Origin of the sequence: Plantactinospora sp. ZYX-F-223 (assembly GCF_039649625.1) — a bacterium.
GTDB lineage: Bacteria > Actinomycetota > Actinomycetes > Mycobacteriales > Micromonosporaceae > Plantactinospora.
Genome location: NZ_JBDJAV010000049.1, coordinates 1 through 21,801 on the forward strand (window position 1 = coordinate 1; position 21,801 = coordinate 21,801).

General features: G+C 71.9%; 17 protein-coding genes and 1 pseudogene. 11 read left to right on the forward strand and 7 right to left on the reverse strand.

Annotated elements, in window-relative coordinates; genetic code table 11:
- Positions 1–346 precede the first annotated feature (346 nt).
- A pseudogene (locus tag AAH979_RS34750) lies at positions 347–1,585 on the forward strand (MFS transporter); the annotation flags it as partial.
- A gap of 79 nt (positions 1,586–1,664) precedes the next feature.
- On the opposite strand, the gene AAH979_RS34755 reads toward AAH979_RS34750, so the two are convergent.
- From AAH979_RS34755 to dnaA, 5 genes are all read right to left on the reverse strand, one after another.
- Positions 1,665–2,237 carry a DciA family protein gene (locus AAH979_RS34755; RefSeq protein ID WP_346262412.1) on the reverse strand — a complete coding sequence of 191 codons (573 nt, stop codon included), beginning with the start codon at positions 2,235–2,237 and terminating at the stop codon, positions 1,665–1,667.
- 172 nt (positions 2,238–2,409) lie between these two features.
- Positions 2,410–3,585 (reverse strand): DNA replication/repair protein RecF, encoded by a 1,176-nt coding sequence (gene recF, locus AAH979_RS34760; RefSeq protein WP_346262367.1) that lies wholly within the window; start codon positions 3,583–3,585, stop codon positions 2,410–2,412.
- A gap of 4 nt (positions 3,586–3,589) precedes the next feature.
- Positions 3,590–4,462: a phosphogluconate dehydrogenase (NAD(+)-dependent, decarboxylating) gene (gene gnd, locus AAH979_RS34765; protein WP_346262368.1), complete on the reverse strand. Its 873-nt coding sequence runs from the start codon at positions 4,460–4,462 to the stop codon at positions 3,590–3,592.
- Between the two features lie 26 nt (positions 4,463–4,488).
- Positions 4,489–5,622, reverse strand: a complete 1,134-nt coding sequence (gene dnaN / locus AAH979_RS34770) for a DNA polymerase III subunit beta (RefSeq protein WP_346262369.1) — start codon at positions 5,620–5,622, stop codon at positions 4,489–4,491.
- Between the two features lie 761 nt (positions 5,623–6,383).
- Complete coding sequence (gene dnaA, locus AAH979_RS34775; protein WP_346262370.1) at positions 6,384–8,453, reverse strand: chromosomal replication initiator protein DnaA; 2,070 nt, start codon at positions 8,451–8,453, stop codon at positions 6,384–6,386.
- 675 nt (positions 8,454–9,128) lie between these two features.
- On the opposite strand from dnaA, the gene rpmH reads away from it, so the two are divergent.
- The 10 genes from rpmH (at position 9,129) to AAH979_RS34825 (ending at position 19,269) form a co-directional block, all read left to right on the forward strand.
- Positions 9,129–9,266 carry a 50S ribosomal protein L34 gene (gene rpmH / locus AAH979_RS34780; RefSeq protein ID WP_318399805.1) on the forward strand — a complete coding sequence of 46 codons (138 nt, stop codon included), beginning with the start codon at positions 9,129–9,131 and terminating at the stop codon, positions 9,264–9,266.
- Positions 9,267–9,301: 35 nt separating this feature from the next.
- Positions 9,302–9,736, forward strand: a complete 435-nt coding sequence (gene rnpA / locus AAH979_RS34785; protein WP_346262371.1) for a ribonuclease P protein component — start codon at positions 9,302–9,304, stop codon at positions 9,734–9,736.
- A 26-nt stretch (positions 9,737–9,762) separates the two neighbouring features.
- Complete coding sequence (gene yidD / locus AAH979_RS34790; protein ID WP_346262372.1) at positions 9,763–10,026, forward strand: membrane protein insertion efficiency factor YidD; 264 nt, start codon at positions 9,763–9,765, stop codon at positions 10,024–10,026.
- A complete protein-coding gene (yidC, locus tag AAH979_RS34795; protein ID WP_346262373.1) occupies positions 10,023–11,078 on the forward strand; it encodes a membrane protein insertase YidC in 1,056 nt (351 codons plus the stop codon). Before yidD ends, yidC begins: the two co-directional genes overlap by 4 nt.
- Positions 11,079–11,295: 217 nt before the next feature.
- Positions 11,296–11,979 (forward strand): R3H domain-containing nucleic acid-binding protein, encoded by a 684-nt coding sequence (locus tag AAH979_RS34800; RefSeq protein ID WP_346262374.1) that lies wholly within the window; start codon positions 11,296–11,298, stop codon positions 11,977–11,979.
- A gap of 7 nt (positions 11,980–11,986) precedes the next feature.
- Complete coding sequence (locus AAH979_RS34805) at positions 11,987–12,910, forward strand: 16S rRNA (guanine(527)-N(7))-methyltransferase RsmG (RefSeq protein ID WP_346262375.1); 924 nt, start codon at positions 11,987–11,989, stop codon at positions 12,908–12,910.
- Positions 12,911–13,027: 117 nt separating this feature from the next.
- Complete coding sequence (locus AAH979_RS34810; protein ID WP_346262413.1) at positions 13,028–13,648, forward strand: HAD-IA family hydrolase; 621 nt, start codon at positions 13,028–13,030, stop codon at positions 13,646–13,648.
- Positions 13,649–14,720: 1,072 nt separating this feature from the next.
- Entirely contained in the window at positions 14,721–15,722 is a 1,002-nt protein-coding gene (locus tag AAH979_RS34815; RefSeq protein ID WP_346262414.1) for a ParA family protein, read from the forward strand.
- 27 nt (positions 15,723–15,749) lie between these two features.
- Entirely contained in the window at positions 15,750–16,781 is a 1,032-nt protein-coding gene (locus AAH979_RS34820; RefSeq protein ID WP_346262376.1) for a ParB/RepB/Spo0J family partition protein, read from the forward strand.
- Between the two features lie 1,681 nt (positions 16,782–18,462).
- Entirely contained in the window at positions 18,463–19,269 is an 807-nt protein-coding gene (locus AAH979_RS34825) for a hypothetical protein (RefSeq protein ID WP_346262377.1), read from the forward strand.
- A 129-nt stretch (positions 19,270–19,398) separates the two neighbouring features.
- Here the strand turns inward: AAH979_RS34825 and AAH979_RS34830 are convergent, their stop codons facing one another.
- Complete coding sequence (locus AAH979_RS34830; RefSeq protein ID WP_346262378.1) at positions 19,399–20,430, reverse strand: D-alanine--D-alanine ligase; 1,032 nt, start codon at positions 20,428–20,430, stop codon at positions 19,399–19,401.
- Positions 20,431–20,438: 8 nt separating this feature from the next.
- A complete protein-coding gene (locus tag AAH979_RS34835) occupies positions 20,439–21,752 on the reverse strand; it encodes a PLP-dependent aminotransferase family protein (protein ID WP_346262379.1) in 1,314 nt (437 codons plus the stop codon).
- Positions 21,753–21,801 lie beyond the last annotated feature (49 nt).

Below are 21,801 nucleotides of genomic sequence, written 5' to 3' on the forward strand. Positions count from 1 at the left end.
GAACCGGCTCCCGCCTGAACCGGCTCCCGCCTGAACCGGCTCCGACACCGACTCTGGCGCAGACACCGGAGCGTTGGACGACGGCTGGGCTGGCGGACGGGAGCGGTCCGTCCACCCACTCCGGGCGCCCGACCGACCTCCCCTCCTCCGAACGGGTACGCCGCTATTGGCCCGAATCGTCGATTGTGCGGCGGTACGGCGTGACGCAGCTCATCGCCCTCTGCACGGCGGGGCGGAGCAGAAGTCAGACTTGCCCGTCGCCCAGAGAGTCACGTCTCGGTGACATAGGGCCACGGCGTCAGGACGTACCGCGTTCGCCGCCGACCAACGGGGAGGGTTCGCGGCCTTGCGTACGACGTTCGGGGCGCTGCGCCATCGGAACTACCGGATCTGGGCCGGTGCCGGCTTCGTCTCAGTGATCGGCACCTGGATGCAGGTGCTCGGAGTCAACTGGTACGTCCTCCAGCAGACCGGCTCGGCCACCTCCATGGGGTTGGCCGTACTGCTCCAGGCGCTGCCCACCCTGCTGCTCAGCGGCTGGGGCGGCGCGCTGGCGGACCGGCTGCCCGCCCGGCCGCTGCTGGTCGCCACCCAGGTCGGGCACGCCGGACTCGCCGCCGGGCTGGCCGCGGTGGCCTGGTCGGACGCGCCGCAGATGTCGACGATCTACCTGATCTCGCTGGTCAGCGGCGTGCTCTCGGCGATCGAGGGACCGGTGATGGGCCGGTACGGCTCGACCATGGTGGACCGGGAGACCCTCGGCAACGCCCTCGCGCTGGGTTCGCTGACCAACTCCGCCGGGCGGATCCTCGGAATGAGCGTCGGCGCGGTCGTGGTGGCCGCCACCGGGCCGGCGATGCTGTTCGTGATCAACTCCGTCAGCTTCGCCGCGGTGGTCGCCGGGCTGCTCGCCGTACGCCAGCGGGAGTTGCACCAGCCGGAGGCCGCCGCTGCCGAAGGCGGCGGCGACCGGCACGGCGTACGCGCCGGGGTGCGCTACCTCTGCCGGCAGCCGGTCGTGCTGACCGCCCTCGCACTCGCCTTCGTACTCGGCAGCCTGGGCCGCAACTACCAGGTCACCATGGCGGCGATGAGCGCCGGCCCGCTCGGCGGCGGAGCCGGCGGGTACGGGCTGCTCTCCACGGTCTTCGCGGTCGGCACGGTGCTCGGCGCGCTGGCCGCCGCCCGCAGGCGCGACCTCAGCTACCGGCTCCTGGTCGGTGCCGGGGTGGCCGCCAGCGTGTTGCAGGCGGTCGCCGGGCTGGCCCCGGGGATCTGGACCTTCGCCGTCGCGATCCTGCCGATCGCCGCCGCCGCGGTGATCATCGACACCACCGTCGGCACCCGGGCCCAGCTCGACACCGACGGCGCCATGCGGGGCCGGGTGCTGGCCGCCATCGCGGTGACCGGCTCGGTCGCGGCCGCCGTCGGCGCGCCGGTCCTCGGCTGGCTCTCCGAGCACGCCGGTCCCCGGCAGACCCTGGTCCTCGCCGGCTGCGTCGGCCTGCTCGCCTCGGTCTGGGCCGGCCTGGCACTGTCCCGCCGCGAGCCGGCGCCCGCCGGACCCGCACCGGGCCGGCTCGCGCTGCCGGCCGCCCGCTCCGGCGCCGTCCGGCGCCGGCTCGCGGTCAGCCGGTTCGCCCGGCGCATCCCGTCGGTCCGGCTCAGCCGTACGTATCCCGAGGGCCACGTCCTCGCACCCGCCGCGGACCTCGCGACCAGGACGGTGCCGTCGGGCCGTGCACATGCAGCCGACGAACCACGCCGTGCCCGACCACGGCGGCGATCTGCCGCAGCAGCGAGCCGGCGAGCAGCCGGAGCTGCGTCGCCCACGCCGTGGACTCCGCCTCGACCGTAAGCTCGCCGTTCTCCAGCTTCACCGGGCGGCTGTGCTGGGCCACGTCCGGCCCGACCACCCGTTCCCAGGCGCCGAAGACGGTCGCCTCGGCGGCCGGCTGCTGCCAGCCCCGGGCCTTCACCAGCCGGGCCAGCACCGTACCGAACAGCTGCGGATCGCGGGGATCCGGCCCCGGGCCGGAGTAGCCGCGCGGCCGGCGCCGCTGCCCGCCCGGCCGACCGGCGGTCGAGCCGGCACCGCCGGGCCCGCCCGCCGCCCCGTCGGCCGTCGGCGCCGCGTCCAGGTCGGCTCCGCCAGGGGTACGCCGGCGCGGGCCGGGCGTCCTCCGTTTCGCGAGCGCGGCGTCGAGGACCGCCCGGGCCAGCGCCGGACCGGCCAGTTCACCGTCTCCGGCCGGCGGTGCCGGATCGGCCTGCGCAGCGTCTGATGGCGGTGTCGGCTCGGCCGGGGTGGCCCGGTCGGCGGAGGACCGCGCCGCCGGCCTGCTGCGGGCCCGGCCACTGCCGTCATCGGAGCCGCGCGGTTCCGCGCCCGGACGTGGTGTCCGCGGGTCAGTCGGCACGGAACACCTGCCCGTCGGAGACCTCGTAGCGGGCGCCCCGCAGTGCCTGCGGCACGTCGTCGGCGACCGCGCAGGTGACCAGGAGCTGGCTCGCCCCGGCCACCAGTTCGGCGAGGCGTTCCCGGCGGCCGCTGTCCAGCTCGGCGAAGACGTCGTCCAGCACCAGTACCGGTTCGACGCCGTCGGCGCGGAGCAGATCGTAGGCGGCGAGCCGGAGCGCCAGCGCGTACGACCAGGATTCGCCGTGGCTCGCGTACCCCCGGGCCGGCAGGGTGCCCAGCGTCAGGGTCAGCTCGTCTCGGTGCGGCCCGACCAGGGTCATGCCACGGTCGATCTCGGCCGACCGGGACTCGGCGAGCGCTGCCGACAGGGCTCCCTCCAGCGCCGACCGGTCCGGCACCGGGTCGGGCAGCTCCACCGACGGGCGGTACGCGACCGACGCCGCGCCCCGCCCGGCGGCCACCGCGTCGTACGCCTTGGTCACGTGCGGGCCGAGCGCGGCGACCAGCTCCAGCCGCCCGGCCAGCAGCTCCGCCCCGTGCCGGGCCAGGTGGGTGTCCCAGACCGCCAGGGTCGACAGGTCACCGCCGCCCTCGGCCGGGCGCTCGGCATCGACGCGGGCGGCCCGGCCCCGCCCACCGGCGGTCTTCCGGGCCAGATAGGCGGTACGCAGCAGCGCGTTGCGCTGCTTCACCACCCGTTCGTAGTCGGCGCGGACGGCGGCGTACCGGGGCATCCGGCTGACCAGCAGGTCGTCGAGGTAGCGCCGCCGCTCGGCCGGGTCACCCCGGACCAGTTCCAGGTCCTCCGGGGCGAAGAGCACCAGCCGCAGCGCGCCAAGCACGTCTCGGGCCCGGCGGGCCGGTGAGCGGTTCAACCGGGCCCGGTTGGCCCGACCCGGGGCGATCTCCAGCTCGACCAGCAGCTCCCGGCCCTCGTGCACGATCGCGCACCGGAGCACCGCCGTCGCGGCGCCGGCCCGGACCAGCGGGGCGTCGGTGGCGACCCGGTGGCTGGCCAGCGTCGCCACGTAGCCGAGCGCCTCGACGAGGTTGGTCTTGCCCACCCCGTTCGGGCCGACGAGCACGTTCCCGCCCGGCTCCAGGTCGACCCCGACCCGCTCGTACGAGCGGAAGTCGACCAGTTCGAGCCGGCGGACGTACACCGGGTCAGTGCTTGCGGACGGCGTGTCCGCCGAACTGCTGGCGCAGTGCGGAGACGGCCTTCAGCGCGGGCGAGTCGTCCTGGCGGGAGGCGAACCGGGCATAGAGCGAGGCGGTGATCACATTCAGCGGCACGGCGAGCCGGACCGCCTCGTCCACCGTCCAGCGTCCCTCGCCGGTGTCCTCGGTGTAGTCGCTGAGCTGGGACAGCTCCGGGTCCTCGTCGAGGGCCCGGTCGAGCAGGTCGAGCAGCCAGGACCGGACCACGGTGCCGTCCCGCCAGGACTTGAACACCCCCGGCACGTTGGTCACCAGTTCGGAGGCGGTGAGCAGCTCGTAGCCCTCGGCGTAGGCATGCATCAGGCCGTACTCGATGCCGTTGTGCACCATCTTGGCGTAGTGCCCGGCGCCGACCGGCCCGGCGTGCACGAAGCCGAACTCACCCTCCGGCTTGAGCGCGTCGAAGATCGGCATCAACCGCCCGACATGCTGCTCGTCGCCGCCGGCCATCAGGCCGTAGCCGTTCTCCCGCCCCCAGATGCCGCCGGAGACGCCGACGTCGATGTAGCCGATGCCGTGCCGGTCGAGCTTCTCCGCCCGGGGCAGGTCGTCGCTGAACCGGGAGTTTCCGCCGTCGATGACGATGTCGCCGGCGGAGAGCACCTCGATCAGACCGTCGACCGTCGGCTCGGTGTACGCCACCGGCACCATCACCCAGACCGCCCGGGGCGCGGCCAGCTTCTCGGCCAGTTCGGCCAGGCTGGCCACGTCGCTGAGCGCCGGGTTCTGGTCGTAGCCGACTACCTCGTGCCCGGCGGCGCGCAGTCGCTCGCGCATGTTGCCGCCCATCCGGCCGAGGCCCACCAGGCCGAGTTGCATGAACTTTCCTTCCAGAACCGGTGCGATCAGCGGGTGACCCGGATCGGCATGATCAGATAGCGGTAGCCGGGAATGATCTCCCCATCCTCGGTGGAGGGCGAGATCACCGCAGGCTTGAAGGCGTCGACGAAGGAGAAGACCGCCAGCGCCGAGCCAAGGTTCTGGAGTCCGTCGATCAGGTACTGCGGGTTGAAACCGATGGTAAGCGGCTCGCCGGTGAAGGTGGCGTCCATCGCCTCGCTCGCCCGGGCCTCCTCGGTGCTGCCGGCCTCGACGACCAGGCCGTCCGAGCTGAAGTTGAGCAGCACCGGCGTGGTCCGGCCGCCGACCAGCGACACCCGCTTGACGACCTCGACGAGCGCGGCGACCGAGACCCGGGCCTCCGCGTTGGAACTGGCCGGAAAGAGCGAGCGCACCGGCGGGTAGTTGGCGCCGTCCAGCAGCCGGCTGGTGGTCCGGCGGGTGCCACCGGCGAACCCGATCAGGCCCTCGCCGGCCGCGCCCTGGGAGAGCGCCATCGTGACGTCGCCGCCGATCGGCCCGAGGGCCTTGGCGGTGTCGTGCAGGGTCCGGGCCGGCACCAGCGCGTTGATGCTGACCTCCGGGTCGTCCGGCCGCCACTCGATCTCACGCAGCGCCAGCCGGTAGCGGTCGGTGGCGAGCATCGCCAGGGTCGAGCCGTTCAGCTCGATGCGTACGCCGGTCATCATCGGCAGCGTCTCGTCCCGGCCGGCGGCGATCGCGACCTGGCCGACCGCGGCGGCGAAGGTGGCCGCGTCGATGGTGCCGGCGCTGCCCGGCATCTCCGGCAGGGTCGGGTAGTCCTCGACCGGCATCGTCGGCAGGGTGAACCGGGCGCTGCCACAGACCAGCTCCAGATGCGCCCCCGCGGCGGCGATGTCCACCGGCTTGGCCGGCAGCGCCTTGGTGATCTCCGCCAGCAGCCGGCCGGAGACCAGCGCCGCGCCCTCCGCCTCGCTCTGCACGTCGACGGTCACCTGGCTGGACACCTCGTAGTCGAAGCCCGAGACGTGCAGCCCACCCTCACCGACCCGGAGCAGCACGCCGGCCAGCACCGGCACCGAGGGACGGTTGGGCAGACTCTTCGCGGTCCACGCCACGGCGTCGGCGAGCGCGTCACGCTCCACGCGGAACTTCATGCCATGCCTCCGGATCGACGTCAGCGACAACTGTCTCATGCCGGCGGCCGCCTTCCGGCCCCGCCAACCGTGCGGCCCTGCATCGCACCTTAGGACCCGGCCACATCGGCTGTGCGCCCGACCCCGGTACTTCGGCAGATCTTGACCCATGGGTACGACGGATCAAAAAGAGTCCACAGGATGCCCAACGCTGATGATTGGTTTTTGTTCTCTTGAAGAGATAACTCAATCGTCTTCATCGGTGCTGTGCAAACTGTGGAGGAGCGGCCTCTGCGCAGGTCAGCCGCTTCTCCACCGGTGTGCGAGGTGTGGACAACCGGGGCCGAAACCGGGCTCGCGATCCACAGCCGCCGCCGTCGGCGGGGTTTTCCACGCTTGTCCACCGGTCGTCCACCGGGTTACCCACCGGCTTTTCCCCATCTGTGGGTACAGCCGGGCGGAGATCGACAGGCACCGTCCCCAGAACCTTCAACAGCCCGTACACAGCCCGCCGTGAGCGGTGGACAACCATGTGACGCTGGGTGACTGTCCACACACGTTTCCCCAACCTCTGTCCACAGGTTGTGGGTTCCCGGTGCGAAGCCGAACCGAGGTTATCCACCGGCGGTGGACAACTGGCTGTGGACAGCTTGGGTACAACGAGCGGCCCTGGGTACGACCGAGGGCCGGACGATCGTCGTCGAGGGCCCCGGATCACGACCGAGGGCCGGGTACGGACCGGGTCGGCCCGTACCCGGCCCTCGCCGGCTCGGTCGGTCGGGTCAGGTGTTCTGCTTGATCCGGTTCGTCAGCTCGGCGATCTGGTTGTAGAGCGAGCGGCGTTCCGCCATCTGCTGCCGGATCTTCCGGTCGGCGTGCATCACGGTGGTGTGGTCGCGTCCGCCGAACGCCTGGCCGATCCGGGGCAGCGACAGGTCGGTCAGTTCCCGGCACAGATACATCGCCACCTGCCGGGCGTTGACCAGTACCCGGGACCGGGACTGCCCACGCAGGTCCTCCAGGCTCACCCCGAAGTAGTCGGCGGTGGAGATCATGATCTGGTCCGCGGTGATCTCCGGCCCGGAGCCGTCCGGGATGAAGTCCCGGAGCACCTCCTCAGCGAGCGAGAGCTCGACCGGGGACCGGGTCAGCGACGCGAACGCGGTCACCCGGATCAGCGCCCCCTCGAGTTCCCGGATCGAGTTGGCGATCCGGGAGGCGATGAACTCCAGGACGTCCGGCGGGGCGAAGAGCCGCTCCTGGGCCGCCTTCTTCTGCAGGATCGCGATCCGGGTCTCCAGGTCCGGCGGCTGGATGTCGGCGAGCAGGCCCCACTCGAACCGGGTACGCAGCCGGTCCTCCAGCGTCGCCAGGTCCTTCGGCTTCCGGTCCGAGGTGATCACGATCTGCTTGTTGGCGTTGTGCAGGGTGTTGAAGGTGTGGAAGAACTCCTCCTGGGTCCGCTCGCGGTTCTCCAGGAACTGGATGTCGTCGATCAGCAGGATGTCGACGTCGCGGTAGCGGCGCTGGAACGCGCTCGTCTTGTCGTCCCGGAGCGAGTTGATGAAGTCGTTGGTGAACTCCTCGGTCGAGACGTACCGGACCGAGCGGGCGTTGCCCAGCGTCGTCGCGTAGTGCCCGATGGCGTGCAGCAGGTGGGTCTTGCCCAGCCCGGAGCTGCCGTAGATGAACAGCGGGTTGTATGCCTTGGCCGGCGACTCGGCGACCGCTACCGATGCCGCGTGGGCGAACCGGTTGGACGAGCCGATGACGAAGGTCTCGAACATGTACTTCGGGTTCAGCCGGTTGCCGCCGACGTCTCCGGCCCCGCCGACCCCGCCCGGCCGGCGGTCGTCCCGACCACCCGGACGGTGTAAGGCGTTGCCGCCGCCCCGCCCCGGGCCGTTGTCCGGGCCGCCGTCCCGACCCGGCCCGAGCCGTCCGGCACCGTCCCGGGTGTCGTGGTAGCGGCGGTCCGCCGGCCGGTGGTCGCCGAACTGACCCAGGTCGCCGGTGTCGGTCCCCCGCTCGTCGAAGCCGCGCCGCTCCTGGTGCGGGGCGGTCGGCCGGTACGGCTCGGGATAGGGCGCGCTGAAGAGCGGCTCCTGGCCGTCCCGGCTGGCCGGAATCAGGTTGCCCCGGGCCGGGTCGGGTCGACCGGGCGGCCGTCCCGCAGCGCCGGACGGCACCTGAGCCGAGCCGGTGAACGTCGGGGGCTTGCGCCCGCCGGTCTGGTCCGGCACCGGGTTCCGGTGTTCGGGTGGCTCCGCGCGAGGGCCGGCCGGAAACTCCTGCTCCGGTCGTACCGGGTACTCGCGCTCGGCCTCGCCGGGAAAGCGGAGCGGTTCGGCCCGGTATCCGCCGGTCGGGTCGGAGTCGGCGTACCCGGCCGGCTCGCGGTCGCCGTATCCACCGGCCGGATCCGGCCCGGCGTAGCCTCCTGGCGGGTCGGCGCCGTCGTATCCGCCGGCCGGCTCGGCTCCGGGATAGCCCGACGGGCCGCCGGATCCGGGATACCCCGGGGGTACGGCCATCCCCGCCGGTTCGGGTCCGGCCGAATAGCCGGTACCGGCCGGGCGCACCTGGCCGTCCTCGGGTGGCCGTACGGTGACCGCCACCTGGACGGCCCGGCCCAGCCGGCGGGAGAGTGCCTCGGTGATCGCCGGGCGGAGCCGCGACTCGATCACGTCCCGGGTGAAGGCGTCCGGTACAGAGAGCAGCGCGGTGTCCTCGATAATGGTGTGCAGACGGGTCAGCCGGAGATAGGCGCGCTGCTGGGCCGAAATAATCTCGTCGGCCAGTTCCTCGGTCGTCGCCGCCCACACCGCGCCAAGGTCGATCGTGTCGGCCACCGTCGCGCCACCCCCATCGCCTCTGCGTCTCCGGCCGCCGTTGCCGTCCCGGTCGACCGTTCCAGGCTTGCTGACGTGCTCGAACAGGCACGACGCGGCGCTCGGCGGGTGCCGGCGCCGTCCACAGGTTATCCACAGCCTGTGTATCGACCGATTGTGTCGCCCGGCCGGGCGTCCGTGTCGGCTGCCCCCGGCCCGACCTGCGTTGACGCGGGTTCATCTGTCGAACGATCGACGAGCTTGTCCGGTTTTGCCCGTCAGCGGCATCCCCACCCCCTGACGCTGACGTGCAATCGGGCACGCTAACAGCGTTGTCCACAACCCTTCAACCGTCGGCGCCCCGGGGCCTTGCCGACATCAGCGAAAAACCCCGCCTGGCGGGACGGTGGTCCCGACGTCCACGCCTGTCGCCCGACAGTCCGGAGCCCTGTGCCGGCGGCGCGGCCGAGCCGGTTGCGATCATGACGTTTGACGGCCGTTGTCGGGCTGCGTAGGCTCCAACGGTTGCTCTGTCGCCCTCTGCTAGGGTGATGGGAGACTGTTGACCGCGGCCCGGCACGGGCCGTGGCTGACGCCTGGACGGCATCGACACCCGGCCGTCCCGGCGGTCGACGCCAGACAATCACACGACCCCGCTGTCGCACGACCGGGGCGTACGACGACGGAGAGCCTGACGTGAGCAAGCGCACCTTCCAGCCGAACAACCGCCGGCGCGCGAAGACCCACGGCTTCCGGCTGCGCATGCGCACCCGGGCTGGTCGCGCCATCATCTCGGCCCGCCGTGGCAAGGGTCGCACCCGCCTGTCGGCCTGACGGCTGGCAAGGCCGGTCCGGGGATGTAGGCAGTCGTGCTGGCGGCCGCACAGCGACTGCGGCGCAGCAGTGACTTCGCCGCGGCGATCCGGGGTGGGCGCCGTGCCAGTCGAGGAACCGTGGTGGTCCATCTCGATTCGGCCGGAACGCCGGCACCAACGTCTTCCCCGACGACCACGACGGCATCGGAGCCGGTTCGGAGCGCCGGTGCGGGACACGAGCCCGCGCCCGCCCGGGCCGGCTTCGTCGTGTCCAAGGCGGTGGGTGGCGCGGTGGTCCGGAACAAGGTCCGGCGCCGCCTGCGACACCTGGTCCGCGACCGGTTGCCGGGTCTGCCCCCCGGCACCACCCTGGTGGTACGCGCACTGCCCGGTGCCGCCGACGCCGCGTACGCGCGGCTCGGCACCGATCTGGACGCCGCGATCGCGGCGGCACTCGCCCCCCGGAAGTCCTCCCGGCGGTCCCGATGACGACGTCGTCCGACGGTACGTCCGAGATGACACTCGGTGCCCGAGTGCTGGCCGGAGCCATCGTCGCGTACCGTCGTTGGATAAGCCCGGCGCTGCCGGCCCGCTGTCGGTTCTACCCGTCCTGCAGCGCGTACGCCCTGGAGGCGGTCGCGCGGCATGGTGCACTCCGGGGAGCCGTCCTGGCGGTCCGGCGGCTGTTGCGCTGCCACCCCTTCCACCCCGGTGGATATGACCCGGTGCCGGAGCCGGGCGCACGCCGCCATGCCGATGTGACTGGAGCCCCGAATTGAGTCTCGACTGGATCTACTGGGCGATCTCGTGGATCCTGCTGCTGTGGCACTCCGCCTGGGACGCCATCGGAGTGTCGGCGGGGGCGGTCCTGGGCACCAACTGGTCCTGGATCCTGGCGATCATCTTCCTGGTGGTCACCCTGCGGGTGATCCTCTTCCCGATCTTCGTCAAGCAGATCAAGTCGCAGCGGGCGATGCAGGCGCTCCAGCCCCAGCTCAAAGCCCTCCAGGAGAAGCACAAGGGTGACCGGGAGACGCTCCAGAAGGAGATGATGGAGCTCTACCGGAAGGAGAAGGCGAACCCGCTGATGGGCTGCCTTCCGATCTTCCTGCAGGCTCCGGTCTTCATCGGCCTCTTCCACGTGCTCCGCCGGCTGGACCCGGCCAACCAGGGCAAGACCCGGTACGGCTGGACGATCGACCAGTTCGAGAGCGCCACCCACGCCCGGCTCTTCGACGTGCCGATCGCCGGCAAGTTCGGCTCCAGCGCGGCGGAGCTGGCCCGGCTGAACGCCAGCGGCACGTCGGTCAAGATCCTGGCCGGCGTCCTGGTGGCCATCATGATCGCCACCACCTACCTGACCAGCCGGCAGATGATCCTCAAGACCGGCTGGGCCGAGGACCCGCAGCAGCGCATGATCCAGCGGCTGATGCTCTACGGCATCCCCGCCTCACTGCTGGTCTCCGGCGCGATCTTCCCGATCGGTGTGGTCATCTACTGGGTCACCAACAACCTCTTCACCCTCGGCCAGCAGCAGTGGGTGCTGCGCAAGTACCCGCCGCCGCAGACCGCCCCCCGGCTGCCGAAGCCGGGCGAGTCCGCCCCTCGGCGTACCACCGGAGCCGGCGGCGGCGCCGGTCGGCGGGGCACTGACTCCCGTAACCCGGTGCAGCCCGGCAAGCCGGCGAAGCCCGCCGGGCGGTTTGGGCGGTCCAAGGCCAACGGTGCGCAGCCGGAGAAGCCGGCCGTCGACACCAAGGCGCTGGCTCCCAAGCCGGGCGCCAAGCCGGTCAACCCCAAGAAGGGGCGTCCGGCGAAGCGTCAGGGTTGACGCGAGCGGCCACCGGTCGTAACTGTCGGTCGGTGGCCCGGTAGGACTTCGGGCCGTGCTGCCACCAGCGCTGGCGCCGGACCGGAATCCGCCGCGCCTCGTGACGACGGGCAGCGTTGCCCGTGCAGACGTGCCCGTGGCACTCGGCGATCTCCCGCCGGGCCCGGGGAACCAGCGGGACCGTACGGTCCGGCCGAGAGAGTACGGAGATGAGACGGTGACCGACACCAGTATTCCGCGCGCCGAGCAGCCCATCGGCGACACCGACCCGGTCCTGCCGGCGGGCTCGCCCGCGGACGCCGAAACCACCGAGGCCGTTGCGGTTGCCGGAGACGTCGCGGACGCCGGTCCGGGGCAGGACGACGACGTAGACGACGAGGAGGAGGGCGACGAGGTCGAGCAGGCCAGCAACGGCGGAAAGCCGGCCGGGGCGACCAGCGACGCCGACCTGTTCCGGCAGAGCGAGATCGCCGCGGACTACGTCGAAGGGCTGCTCGACATCCTCGACTACGACGGCGACATCGACGAGCTGGTCTCCGCCGGACGACCCGTGGTCGAGGTGGTCGGCGGGCGCCTGCAGGCGCTGGTCGGGCAGCGCGGCGCCACCCTGGAGGCGCTCCAGGAGCTGACCCGGCTCGCCGTGTTCCGGCAGACCGGATCGCCCAGCCGGCTGCTGCTGGACGTCGGCGGCTACCGGGCAACCCGCCGCAAGGAGCTCTCCGCGGTGGCCAAGAACGCGGTCGAGAAGGTCAAGCAGCACGGCGAGGCCGTCCGGCTGGAGCCGATGTCCGCCTTCGAGCGCAAGTGTGTGCACGACGTGGTGAACGCCATCGCCGGGGTGGAGAGCGAGTCCGAGGGCGTCGAGCCGAACCGCCGGATCGTCGTACGCCCGGTCGACTGAGCGGTCGATGACGTACCGATCCGTTTCCGGCCCGGGTGGCGAACCGCCGCCCGGGCCGTCGGCTGTCCGGGCCGGAGGCGACAGCTCGCCGGCCGTACCGCTTCCGGCCGAACTAGCCGAGCCGGCCCGTACCCTTTTCGCGGAGCGGCTCCCGCTCGCGGCCGCGTACGCGGAACTGCTGGCCGGCCCCGGCGTGCTGCGCGGCCTGATCGGCCCCCGCGAGACGCCCCGGATCTGGGACCGGCACCTGCTCAACTGCGCCGCGGTGGCGGAACTCCTGCCGGTCGGTGCCTCGGTCGTGGACGTCGGCTCCGGTGCCGGGCTTCCGGGAATCGTCCTCGCGATCGCCCGGCCGGACCTGGCCATCACGCTGGTCGAGCCGCTGGCCCGGCGGGCGGTGTTCCTGGCCGAGGTGGTCACCGCACTCGACCTCGCGGAGACCGTGACCGTGGTCCGGGCCCGGGCGGAGGAACTTGCCGCGAGCCGGCGTGAGCGTGCCGCTGTCCGGCGGCGGCGAGCCGGCCGGGGCGGCCGGTCCAGCGGCCCGCTTCCGGTCGAGCCTGGTAGCCCGGTTCCGGTCGGGGCCGGCGGGCCGGTGGAGCTGGCCAACCTCCCGGCCGAGCTGCGGGTGCCGGCCGACGTCGTGACGGCCCGGGCCGTCGCCCCGCTCGACCGGCTCGCCGGCTGGTGTCTCCCACTGGCCGTCCCCGGCGGGCGTCTGCTGGCGCTCAAGGGAGCCAGTGCCGCCGCGGAGGTGGCCGAGCACGCCGAGGCGGTACGCCGGCTCGGTGGGTCGGCACCGGTCGTCCGGCAGGCCGGCCTCGGAGTTGTCGACCCGCCGACGACCGTCGTGGAGGTGGTCCGGGAGCGCGCCGGTCGACCGGCGGCCCCGGGTGCACCGGGCGGTCGGCGGGGCAGCGCGGCCCGGTAGCGGCCTCGCGCCGACGGGCGGTGGCGGCCGTCCACCTGCTGTGCCCCGTCGCGCGGCTTCGGGCGTACCGGTCCGGGGACTCGACGGGGAGCATGCCGGCTATACCCTGTGCCGGTGATGCTGCCCCTGCCGTCCGGCGAGTTCCGCGCGTACCTCTTCGACTGCGACGGCACCATCGCCGACTCCATGCCGCTGCACTACGTCGCCTGGCAGCAGGCGCTGGCGGAGTGGAAGTGCGACTTTCCGGAGGACCTCTTCTACGCCTGGGGCGGGCGGACGGTGGTCGACATCATCGCCACGCTCAACGAGCAACAGGGTCTCACCATGCCGCCGGAGGCGGTCGCCCGGCGCAGGGAGGAGCTCTATCGGGAGCTGCTGCCGCGCCTCACTGCAGTACCCGAGGTGCGGCAGCACATCGACCGGGCCCACCGGCGACTTCCGCTCGCCGTGGTGTCCGGCAGCACCACGGAGTCGGTCACCGCCTCCCTGAAGACGCTCGGCCTGCTGGAGAAGTTCGACGTGCTGGTCTGTGCCGAGGACTACACGATGGCCAAGCCGGACCCGGAGGGCTTTCTGCTCGCGGCGCGCCGGCTGGGCGTACCCCCGGAGTCCTGTCTGGTCTTCGAGGACACCGAGTTGGGGATCCAGGCGGCGACGGCGGCGGGGATGGCGTCGGTACGCGTACCGCAGCCCCGGGCAGCGTCAAACGGCGGTCGACCGGCAGGACCCTCTTGGTGAGGCGTCGGCGGCACTTTGACGGAAACGCTTCCGCAGGTGTCGGCGATGAGCAGCCAGACCTGCTTCGATAAGCGTTGATGCAGGGGCGTTCGTCGTCGGCTGTATCCGACGGGGCGGGAGCGCGAGCCGTCGTGGCGGTTTCGATCCCACGTGGTGTGGGATCGGAGAGCGGCTCACTGGCGGGCGGGATTCCGGGAATCGGATGGCGGCCCGGGCGGCGCGTGGGTGTCCCGTCTCGGCGGTGTGGCGGGCCACAATTGTTGGTGGTCGAGCTGAGGCGTCAAATCCGCTGATCAGACCAGGTCCCCGGAGACAGATCTCCGGAACGGCGGGTTTTCATCCTGCGGACAGCCGTGGCCCTATGTGCCCAGCGGCCGTAGGCTGACCGCGCGTCGATAGTGTAGACCGGGCAGCGGGTGGCGCCTCAGGCCTTCGCTGCTTCTTGCCGGACCGCACGCTAACGCCCAAGGCGCGGGCATGGGCGCTGACCGGGCCGACACCATCCGAAGCTGGCAGGGATGACACGGTGCATGACAACGGTAGGTATGACGATCCAGAGATGACGGACTCCGGGGGCTACCACTCCGGCGGCGCCGATGTTTCACGTGAAACCGACTACGAAGGTTGGTCTGCCAGCGGCCGGGCTCGGCCGCCGGGACGGGGCGACGGCTCCGACGGCCAACCGACGGGGTATGACTCCTCACCGCCACCCGGTCCGAGTCGCGGTACCGCCCGGGTCACTCCACCGCCCGGTGCACCCGGGCACGGCGGGCCGGGATACCCCCCGGTGGGTTCGCCGTTCGTGGCAGAGGCAGCCGGCCCGGGGCCGGCAGCGGATCTGCCCCGTCAGCCGGTGCCCGGACCGGGGCCGGACCCGTCCGGGAAAGGCCCGGAGCATCCGAGGCCGGCCGGGCGGGCGACGGCACCGACGTTCTCGGCGCCGACGGACGTACCGCCGCAGCCGGCGGCCCCACGCCCCGGCGCCCAGGCGCCGGTTGCGCGGCCTGTCGGCGCTCAGGCTCCGGCGGCCCCGGGCGGGTCGCCGGCACCGGCCCGCGCTGACGGGACGGGTCTGGCCCCGCGCCCGATCGTCGAGCCCGAGTCCCCGGCCGACACGCCGTCAGCGGTACCGGAGACCTTCCCCGAGGACGCCGCGTCCGACGCGTACGTTTCACGTGAAACCCCGTCGCGCGAACAGGACGATCCCCCGTTGGCAATGGAGGCAATGCGCGCTGTGCAAATCCTGAACCCGAGCGGCGAGGTGACGATGCCGCGTCCGGACCGGCCACGGATCATGTGTGTCGCGAACCAGAAGGGAGGCGTCGGCAAGACCACCACCACGGTCAACCTGGCGGTGGCCCTGGCGCTGCACGGCAACCGCGTCCTCGTCGTGGACCTCGACCCGCAGGGGAACGCCTCGACCGGACTGAACGTGCCGCACCACGCCGGCGTACCGGACGTCTACGACTGCCTGATCGACAACGTGCCGCTGGCCGAGGTGGCCCAGCCGGTCGAGGGGATTCCCGACCTCTGGTGCGTACCGGCCACCATCGACCTGGCCGGTGCCGAGATCGAGTTGGTCTCGGTGGTAGCCCGGGAGTCCCGCCTCGCCCGAGCGATCGCCGGCCACCCGGCACAGTTCGACTACGTCTTCATCGACTGCCCGCCCTCGCTCGGCCTGCTCACGGTGAATGCGCTCTGCGCCGCCCAGGAGGTGCTGATCCCGATCCAGTGCGAGTACTACGCGCTGGAGGGCCTCAACCAGCTGATCAACAACATCAACCTGGTACGGCAGCACCTGAACCCGACCCTTGAGGTCTCGACGATCCTGCTCACCATGTACGACCGGCGGACCCGGCTCGCGGACGCGGTCGAGCAGGACGTCCGGAACCATTTCGGGGACAAGGTGCTGCAGGCGGTGATTCCGCGCAACGTGCGGGTGTCGGAGGCTCCGAGCTACGGCCAGTCGGTGATGACCTACGATCCCGGTTCGCGGGGTGCCACGAGTTACTTCGAGGCGGCCCAGGAGATCGCCATGCGCGGGGTCAAAGAGTCTGTTGGCCGCAATGCATAGCTTGGTTGATGCGTCGGGAGGCGTGGCATGAAGAACCGTCCGCGGGGCGGGCTGGGTCGTGGACTGGGCGCGCTGATTCCCACAACACCGGAACCAGCGGCCGGGGTGGTGACGGCGGAGCCTCCGGCCGGTCGACCGGAGGCCGCGCCGTCGCTGCCCGGAGAATCCTCCTGGTCCGCGTCGGTGCCCTCGGCTCCGGTGCAGCCGACCGGGCCGGAGCTGGCGCCCGTTCCCGGAGCCCGATTCGCCGAGATTCCGCTCGACGCGATCGTGCCCAACCCGAAGCAGCCACGGCAGGTCTTCGACGAGGAGGCCCTGGAGGAGCTCAAGCTTTCGATCCAGGAGGTCGGCTTCCTCCAGCCGATCGTGGTACGCCAGCTTCCCGGCGACCAGTTCGAGCTGGTGATGGGCGAACGGCGCTGGCGTGCGGCACAGGCGGTTGGTCGGGAGTCGATCCCCGCGATCGTCCGGGACACCCGGGACGACGCGATGCTCCGGGACGCGTTGCTGGAGAACATCCATCGGGCCAACCTCAACCCTCTGGAAGAGGCGGCCGCCTATCAGCAGCTCCTGGAGGAGTTCGGCGCGACGCACGAGGAGCTGGCTCGGCGGATCGGCCGCAGCCGCCCGCAGATCTCGAACACCATCCGGCTGCTGAACCTCCCCGCCGAGGTGCAGAAGCGGGTGGCCGCCGGAGTGCTCTCCGCCGGGCACGCCCGGGCTTTGCTCAGCCTCGATAGCTCGGCAGCGCAGGAGGAGCTCGCCCGGCGGATCGTGGCCGAAGGGCTTTCGGTACGGGCCACGGAGGAGGTCGTGAAGCTGACCGAGACCTCCCCCAGCCGCCCCAGCCCGGCAAAGCGGCGCGCCAAGGTGCACGCCCCGGGGCTGACCGATCTCGCGGACCGGCTGTCGGACCGGTTCGACACCCGGGTCAAGGTCGACATCGGGCGTAACAAGGGGAAGATCACCATCGAGTTCGCCACCGTGGACGACCTTGAGCGGATCGTCGGCCTCATCGGAATGACGGGCTCGGCCTCCGAGCCCGACGAGTCGGTCTGAGCGCAGGCCCGCACCCGCCGTTCGGGCGAGGTGGGCGACCCGGCTCGACAGCGCGCGAATGGCCACCGTCCCGGCTGGATCGGGGTGGTGGCCATTCGCATCGTCGACCCGAGGAGTCGGTGCGCTGGTTTCACGTGAAACCAGCGCACCCGCAGCGGGCGGACGTCAAGCCGTTGCGCGGGCCTGGCCGGTTCGTCTCTGCGACCTGCGGCGGCGGCGAGGGGTCTGGGGATTGGCGTCGGGTTGCCGGGGCGGATGGTCAATCCGGAGGTCGATGGCGCGGGCACCGCGAGCCGCCAGTCTCGGTTCTCGGTCTTCGGTTCTCGGGCTCAGATCTGGGCCCTCGGCTTTCGGTCCTAAGCCCTCGGGCGTCAGCTCTCGGCCGTCAGCTCTCGGGCGTCAGCTCTCGGCCGTCAGTGGGGATCCATGAGCCGGAGTCGCCAGCCGTGCGCAATCCGCGGCGAGCTATGAGTTGCGGCCGTGCCCGGTCGCGGAGACTGGCGGCAGCCGCCAGCGGACGCCCGCAACTCGGCGCGCTCACCACTGGCTGCCCGCCACGGTCAACCGGAGGCCGCTGTCCGATGGCCACCCGTTGGCATCCGACGGCTACTACCGCCGTCCGAATGCTCCGGGCGCCGGGACGACAGCCGACGAACGGCGGCAGCGCTGGGCGCCCCTTCTGGGTGCCGGTGATGTGGACGGATGCCGGTCGACTGCCACCACGCGGGGACGCGGTCGGCTGGCAGGGATGGATTCGGCTGGAATACGCCCAGGGGTCTGCTGTCCGCCATCTCCCCTTCAGGGTCGGTGGCTCTGCCTCTCCGCCTCGTCCGGTGCGTGGGATCGCGATTGAGTTCTGCACGGTGTGGGTTCGGAACGCCGCCAGGTGTTGGCTAGGCCCGGCAGCCGGCTCAGCCCTGCCTTCCACCCCGACCCGGAGGAGTTGTCGCTGCTGCGGAGATCTCAGCGGTCCCGGGAGGCGGATGCCTGTCCCGGGCCGGATCCGTTCCGGAGCGGCTGCCCCGGCGGGTGCCATCGCGACGCGGCGACGGACGGCTTGGCTACCGCTTTTTCACCGTCTGCTCGGTGACCAACAACGGACATAGCGCGGACGGGGATGGGATGCGACGCGTGCCCGGAGACGGCGAGAAGTAATCCACAGGGGTTGTCCACAGGCATCCCCCGTTTCACGTGAAACAGCGCGTGGAACGCGGTGTCGGCCTGTGGATGACGGCGGTGAAATCCGCCCGGAGGGGCCTCTGTTCGTGTCGGCACCGGCCTGGAGGACAGCACGCCGGAGACCAGGCAGCCCGAGGAGGGCGATGAGTGACCCGAGGGCGGCGGACACCTGTGAACCCGAGGACGGAGACCGCAGGACCACCGGACGCCGAAACAGGCGGGGACGCGGCTGGCGCCGGACACACCGGGAACCGACGAGCGGGACGGTGGCCCGAGTCGAGCCGCCGGGCGAACCTGTTCAAGCCGTTACGGCGGTGCGCCGCGAATCGGGTTGGTGGCCCTTGCGAGCCGGCTCGGTGCCGCCGTACCGGGAGCGGTTCGCGTCGTCCGTGCGTCGACCAGGAGACGGCGGAAGTGGTACGGATGCCACGCCGCGACGTCGATGATCGGCAGCCGAAACAGGGTAGGGACAGCGGTCCCGAACTCGGTTAGGGTCAGCGTCGTGCCCCACACCCCTCCCGCTGTACCAGACTTCACCAGGTGGCCTTCGTTCCCCTTCGAAGGCGAGTTCCGGGTCAAGCAACTCGACGAGCCGGTGGCGGTCGAGCCGCCGCGCAAGGGCGAGGGTTCCGGCGAATGCCACTCCTGCAACGCCCCCGACGACGCCTACATCTGGGTCAGCGAACGCTGGCGGGTACGCGCCATGGATCGGCCGACCGGGCTGCCGATGGTGCTGATCCTCGAGTCACGTTCGCATCTGGACCTGGGTGACCTGCCCAACCTGCTCGCTGCCGAACTCGGGGTGATGACGGTACGGCTCGAACGGGCCGTACGGTCCCTGGACGGGGTCGCCCGGGTACACGTCAACCGCTGGGGTGACGGTGCCGCACACCTGCACCTGTGGTTCCTGGCGCGGCCGTACGGGCGGCTCCAGTTGCGCGGCACCTTCCTGTCCCTGTGGGACGACATCCTGCCCCCGATCCCCGAGCCACAGTGGCGGGAGAATCTGGCGCTGGTCGCAGCCTGGCTCGCCGAGTTCGGCGGACGCCCGCTGGCCGAGCCGCCCCGCATCCAGTGGCAGGCACCGTCGAGCCTGGCCCAGCAGGGCGCCACGGGGCCATCCGCCGTCGCACCGGTAACCGGCTCGGCGACGTCGACCGAGCCAGCCGCCGCTGCTCCACTCCCGGCTACGCCGACGGTGACCGAGGCGGAGGCGGGGCCGGGGATACCAGAGCCGGCGGACTCGACGGACGCCACCGATCCGGGCGCCCGCGAGTCACCCGGTGATCCGGCCACCCGGGCCTATTAGCCAGCCGGGCGACGACGAGGCACCGCTCCTCGACCAGCGCGGCACGGTCCCGCCCGGTGCCGGGCGCGTTCGCGCGGTTGCTGGCGCTCGGCGGGTGGGCCAGTGCGCGGAGCCGGCGAGCGTCGTGGGTCAGGGGCGGCCGAGGGTACGGCGCTGGGAGGCGCGGGCGACCAGGGTACGAAGCAGCTCGCCGAAGTCGAGTCCGGCGGCGTTCACGGCGAGCGGGAGCAACGAGGTCTCGGTCATGCCCGGCGAGACGTTGACCTCCAGCACGTGCGGCCGGTCGTCCTCGTCCACGATCAGGTCCACCCGGGACAGGTCGCGGAGCCCGAGCGCGGAGTGGGCCGCGAGGGCGGTTTCCGCTACCCGGGCCGCCACGGTGGCCGACAACCGGGCCGGGGCGTGCCAGGTGGTGAGCCCGGCGGTGTAGCGGGCGGCGTAGTCATAGACGCCGTTGCGGGGGACGATCTCGACGGCGGGCAGGGCACGCGGGCCGTCGCCCAGGTCGACCACCGAGACCGCCACGTCCATTCCGGGTACGTAGCGCTCGACGAGCGCCGTCGAGTCGTACGCGAAGCAGCCGACCATCGCTGCCGGCAGCGCGCCGGGATCCCGGACCACGGCGGCGCCGAGACCCGAGCCGCCCTGGGCCGGCTTGATCATGAGTGGTAGTCCGAGCCGGTCGACGATCCGGTCCAGCACCGCCACCGCACCGAGTTCGGAGAACCGGTCGTGCGGCAGCGCCACCCAGTCCGGGGTGGGGATGCCGTCCTCGCGGAGCACCGCCTTCGCCGACGGCTTGTCCCAGGCCAGTCGGGACGACCGGGCGTCACAGCCGACGTACGGCACGTCGCAGATGTCGAGTACGCCGCGCAGCGAGCCGTCCTCTCCGGTCGACCCGTGCAGGGCGATCACCACCGCGTCCGGGGGATCCTCCCGAAGCAGTGGCAGCAGCGAGACGTCGGCGTCGCGGAGTTCCGCCTCCACGCCGACCGAGCGGAGTGCGTCGAGCACCCGCCGGCCGGACTTCAGCGACACGTCCCGCTCGTAGGAGAGTCCGCCGGCGAGCACCAGGACACGCAGTTCGGCGGTGGTGTCGCGAGGTACGAGGTCAGGCCATTCGGCGGCCTGGAGCGGATCGTCGGCAGAGTGCGTACCCATGCCGGAGATCATGCCAAGTCGGGACCTGGCACGTCCGCGCCGGCCTGCCCACGACGGCGGGGCGGCGCGCCGACAGTGCCGAAGACCTCGCGCATCGCGGCCTCCTGCTCCATCACGGTCGCCAGCCGGCGCACACCCTCGCGGATCCGCTCCGGCGGCGGGAAGGAGAAGTTGAGCCGCATGTGGCCCGCCCCCGTGCCGTCGGCGTAGAAGCCGGTGCCGGGCACGTAGGCGACCCGGGCGGCGATGGCCCGGGGCACCATCGCCTTGGCGTCCAGGCCCTCCGGCAGCGTCGCCCAGACGAACAGCCCGCCACCCGGCTCGGTCCAGCTCGTGCCGGCCGGCATGTAGTCGGCCAGCGCGTCGAGCAGGGCGTCCCGGCGCTCCCGGTACAGCTCACGGTAGATCTTGAGCTGCTGCCGCCACGGCATCGTCGACAGGTAGGTGGTGACGGCGGCCTGGGCGAAGGCGCTCGGGCAGAGGATCTGCGCCTCGCTGGCGATCACCAGCTTGTCGCGTACGGCGTGCGGGGCCAGGATCCAGCCCACCCGCAGCCCGGGGGCGAAGGTCTTGGAGAAGGTGCTCAGGTAGAACACGCCGTCCCGGCGGCGTGCCCGCAGCGGCAGCGGCGCCTCGCAGTCGAAGCCGAGCTGGCCGTACGGGTCGTCCTCGACCACCAGCAGGCCGGCCCGTTCGCAGATGTCGAGCACCCGCTCCCGGCGCTCCTCGCTCAGCGTCACGCCGGCCGGGTTCTGGAACGTCGGGATCGTGTAGAGGAACTTCGCCCGCCGACCCGAACGGGCGACCTCGGCGATGGCCAGCTCCAGCGCCTCCGGGATCAGTCCGTCGGCATCCATCGGGACGTGCACCACCTGGGCCTGGGCGCTCTGGAAGACACCGAGCGCGCCGACGTAGGTGGGCCCCTCGGCGAGTACGACGTCGCCGGGGTCGAGGAAGAGCCGGGCGATCAGGTCCAGCGCCTGCTGCCCGCCGACTGTCACCACCACGTCCTCCGGGGAGGCGCCGCAGCCGACGTCGATGCCGGAGAGCGCCATCACCTCGCAGATCCGCTCCCGCAGCTCCAGCGTGCCCTGGCCGATGCCGTACTGCAGGGTGCTCGCGCCCTGGTCGGCGGCGAGCTTGTTGAGCATCTCGCCGACCGCGTCCAGCGGCAACGCGGCGATGTACGGTGCGCCGCCGGCCAACGAGACGACCTCCGGACGGCTGGCGACGGCGAAGAGAGCTCGGATCTCCGATGCCGTCATCCCGCGTACCCGCCGGGCATAGCGGTCCGTGTAGTCGTCCAGCGTCGTGCCGGTCATGCCGCCTCCTCGCTGTGCTCTCTCCTCGTCACGACGCCCGCGACCGAGC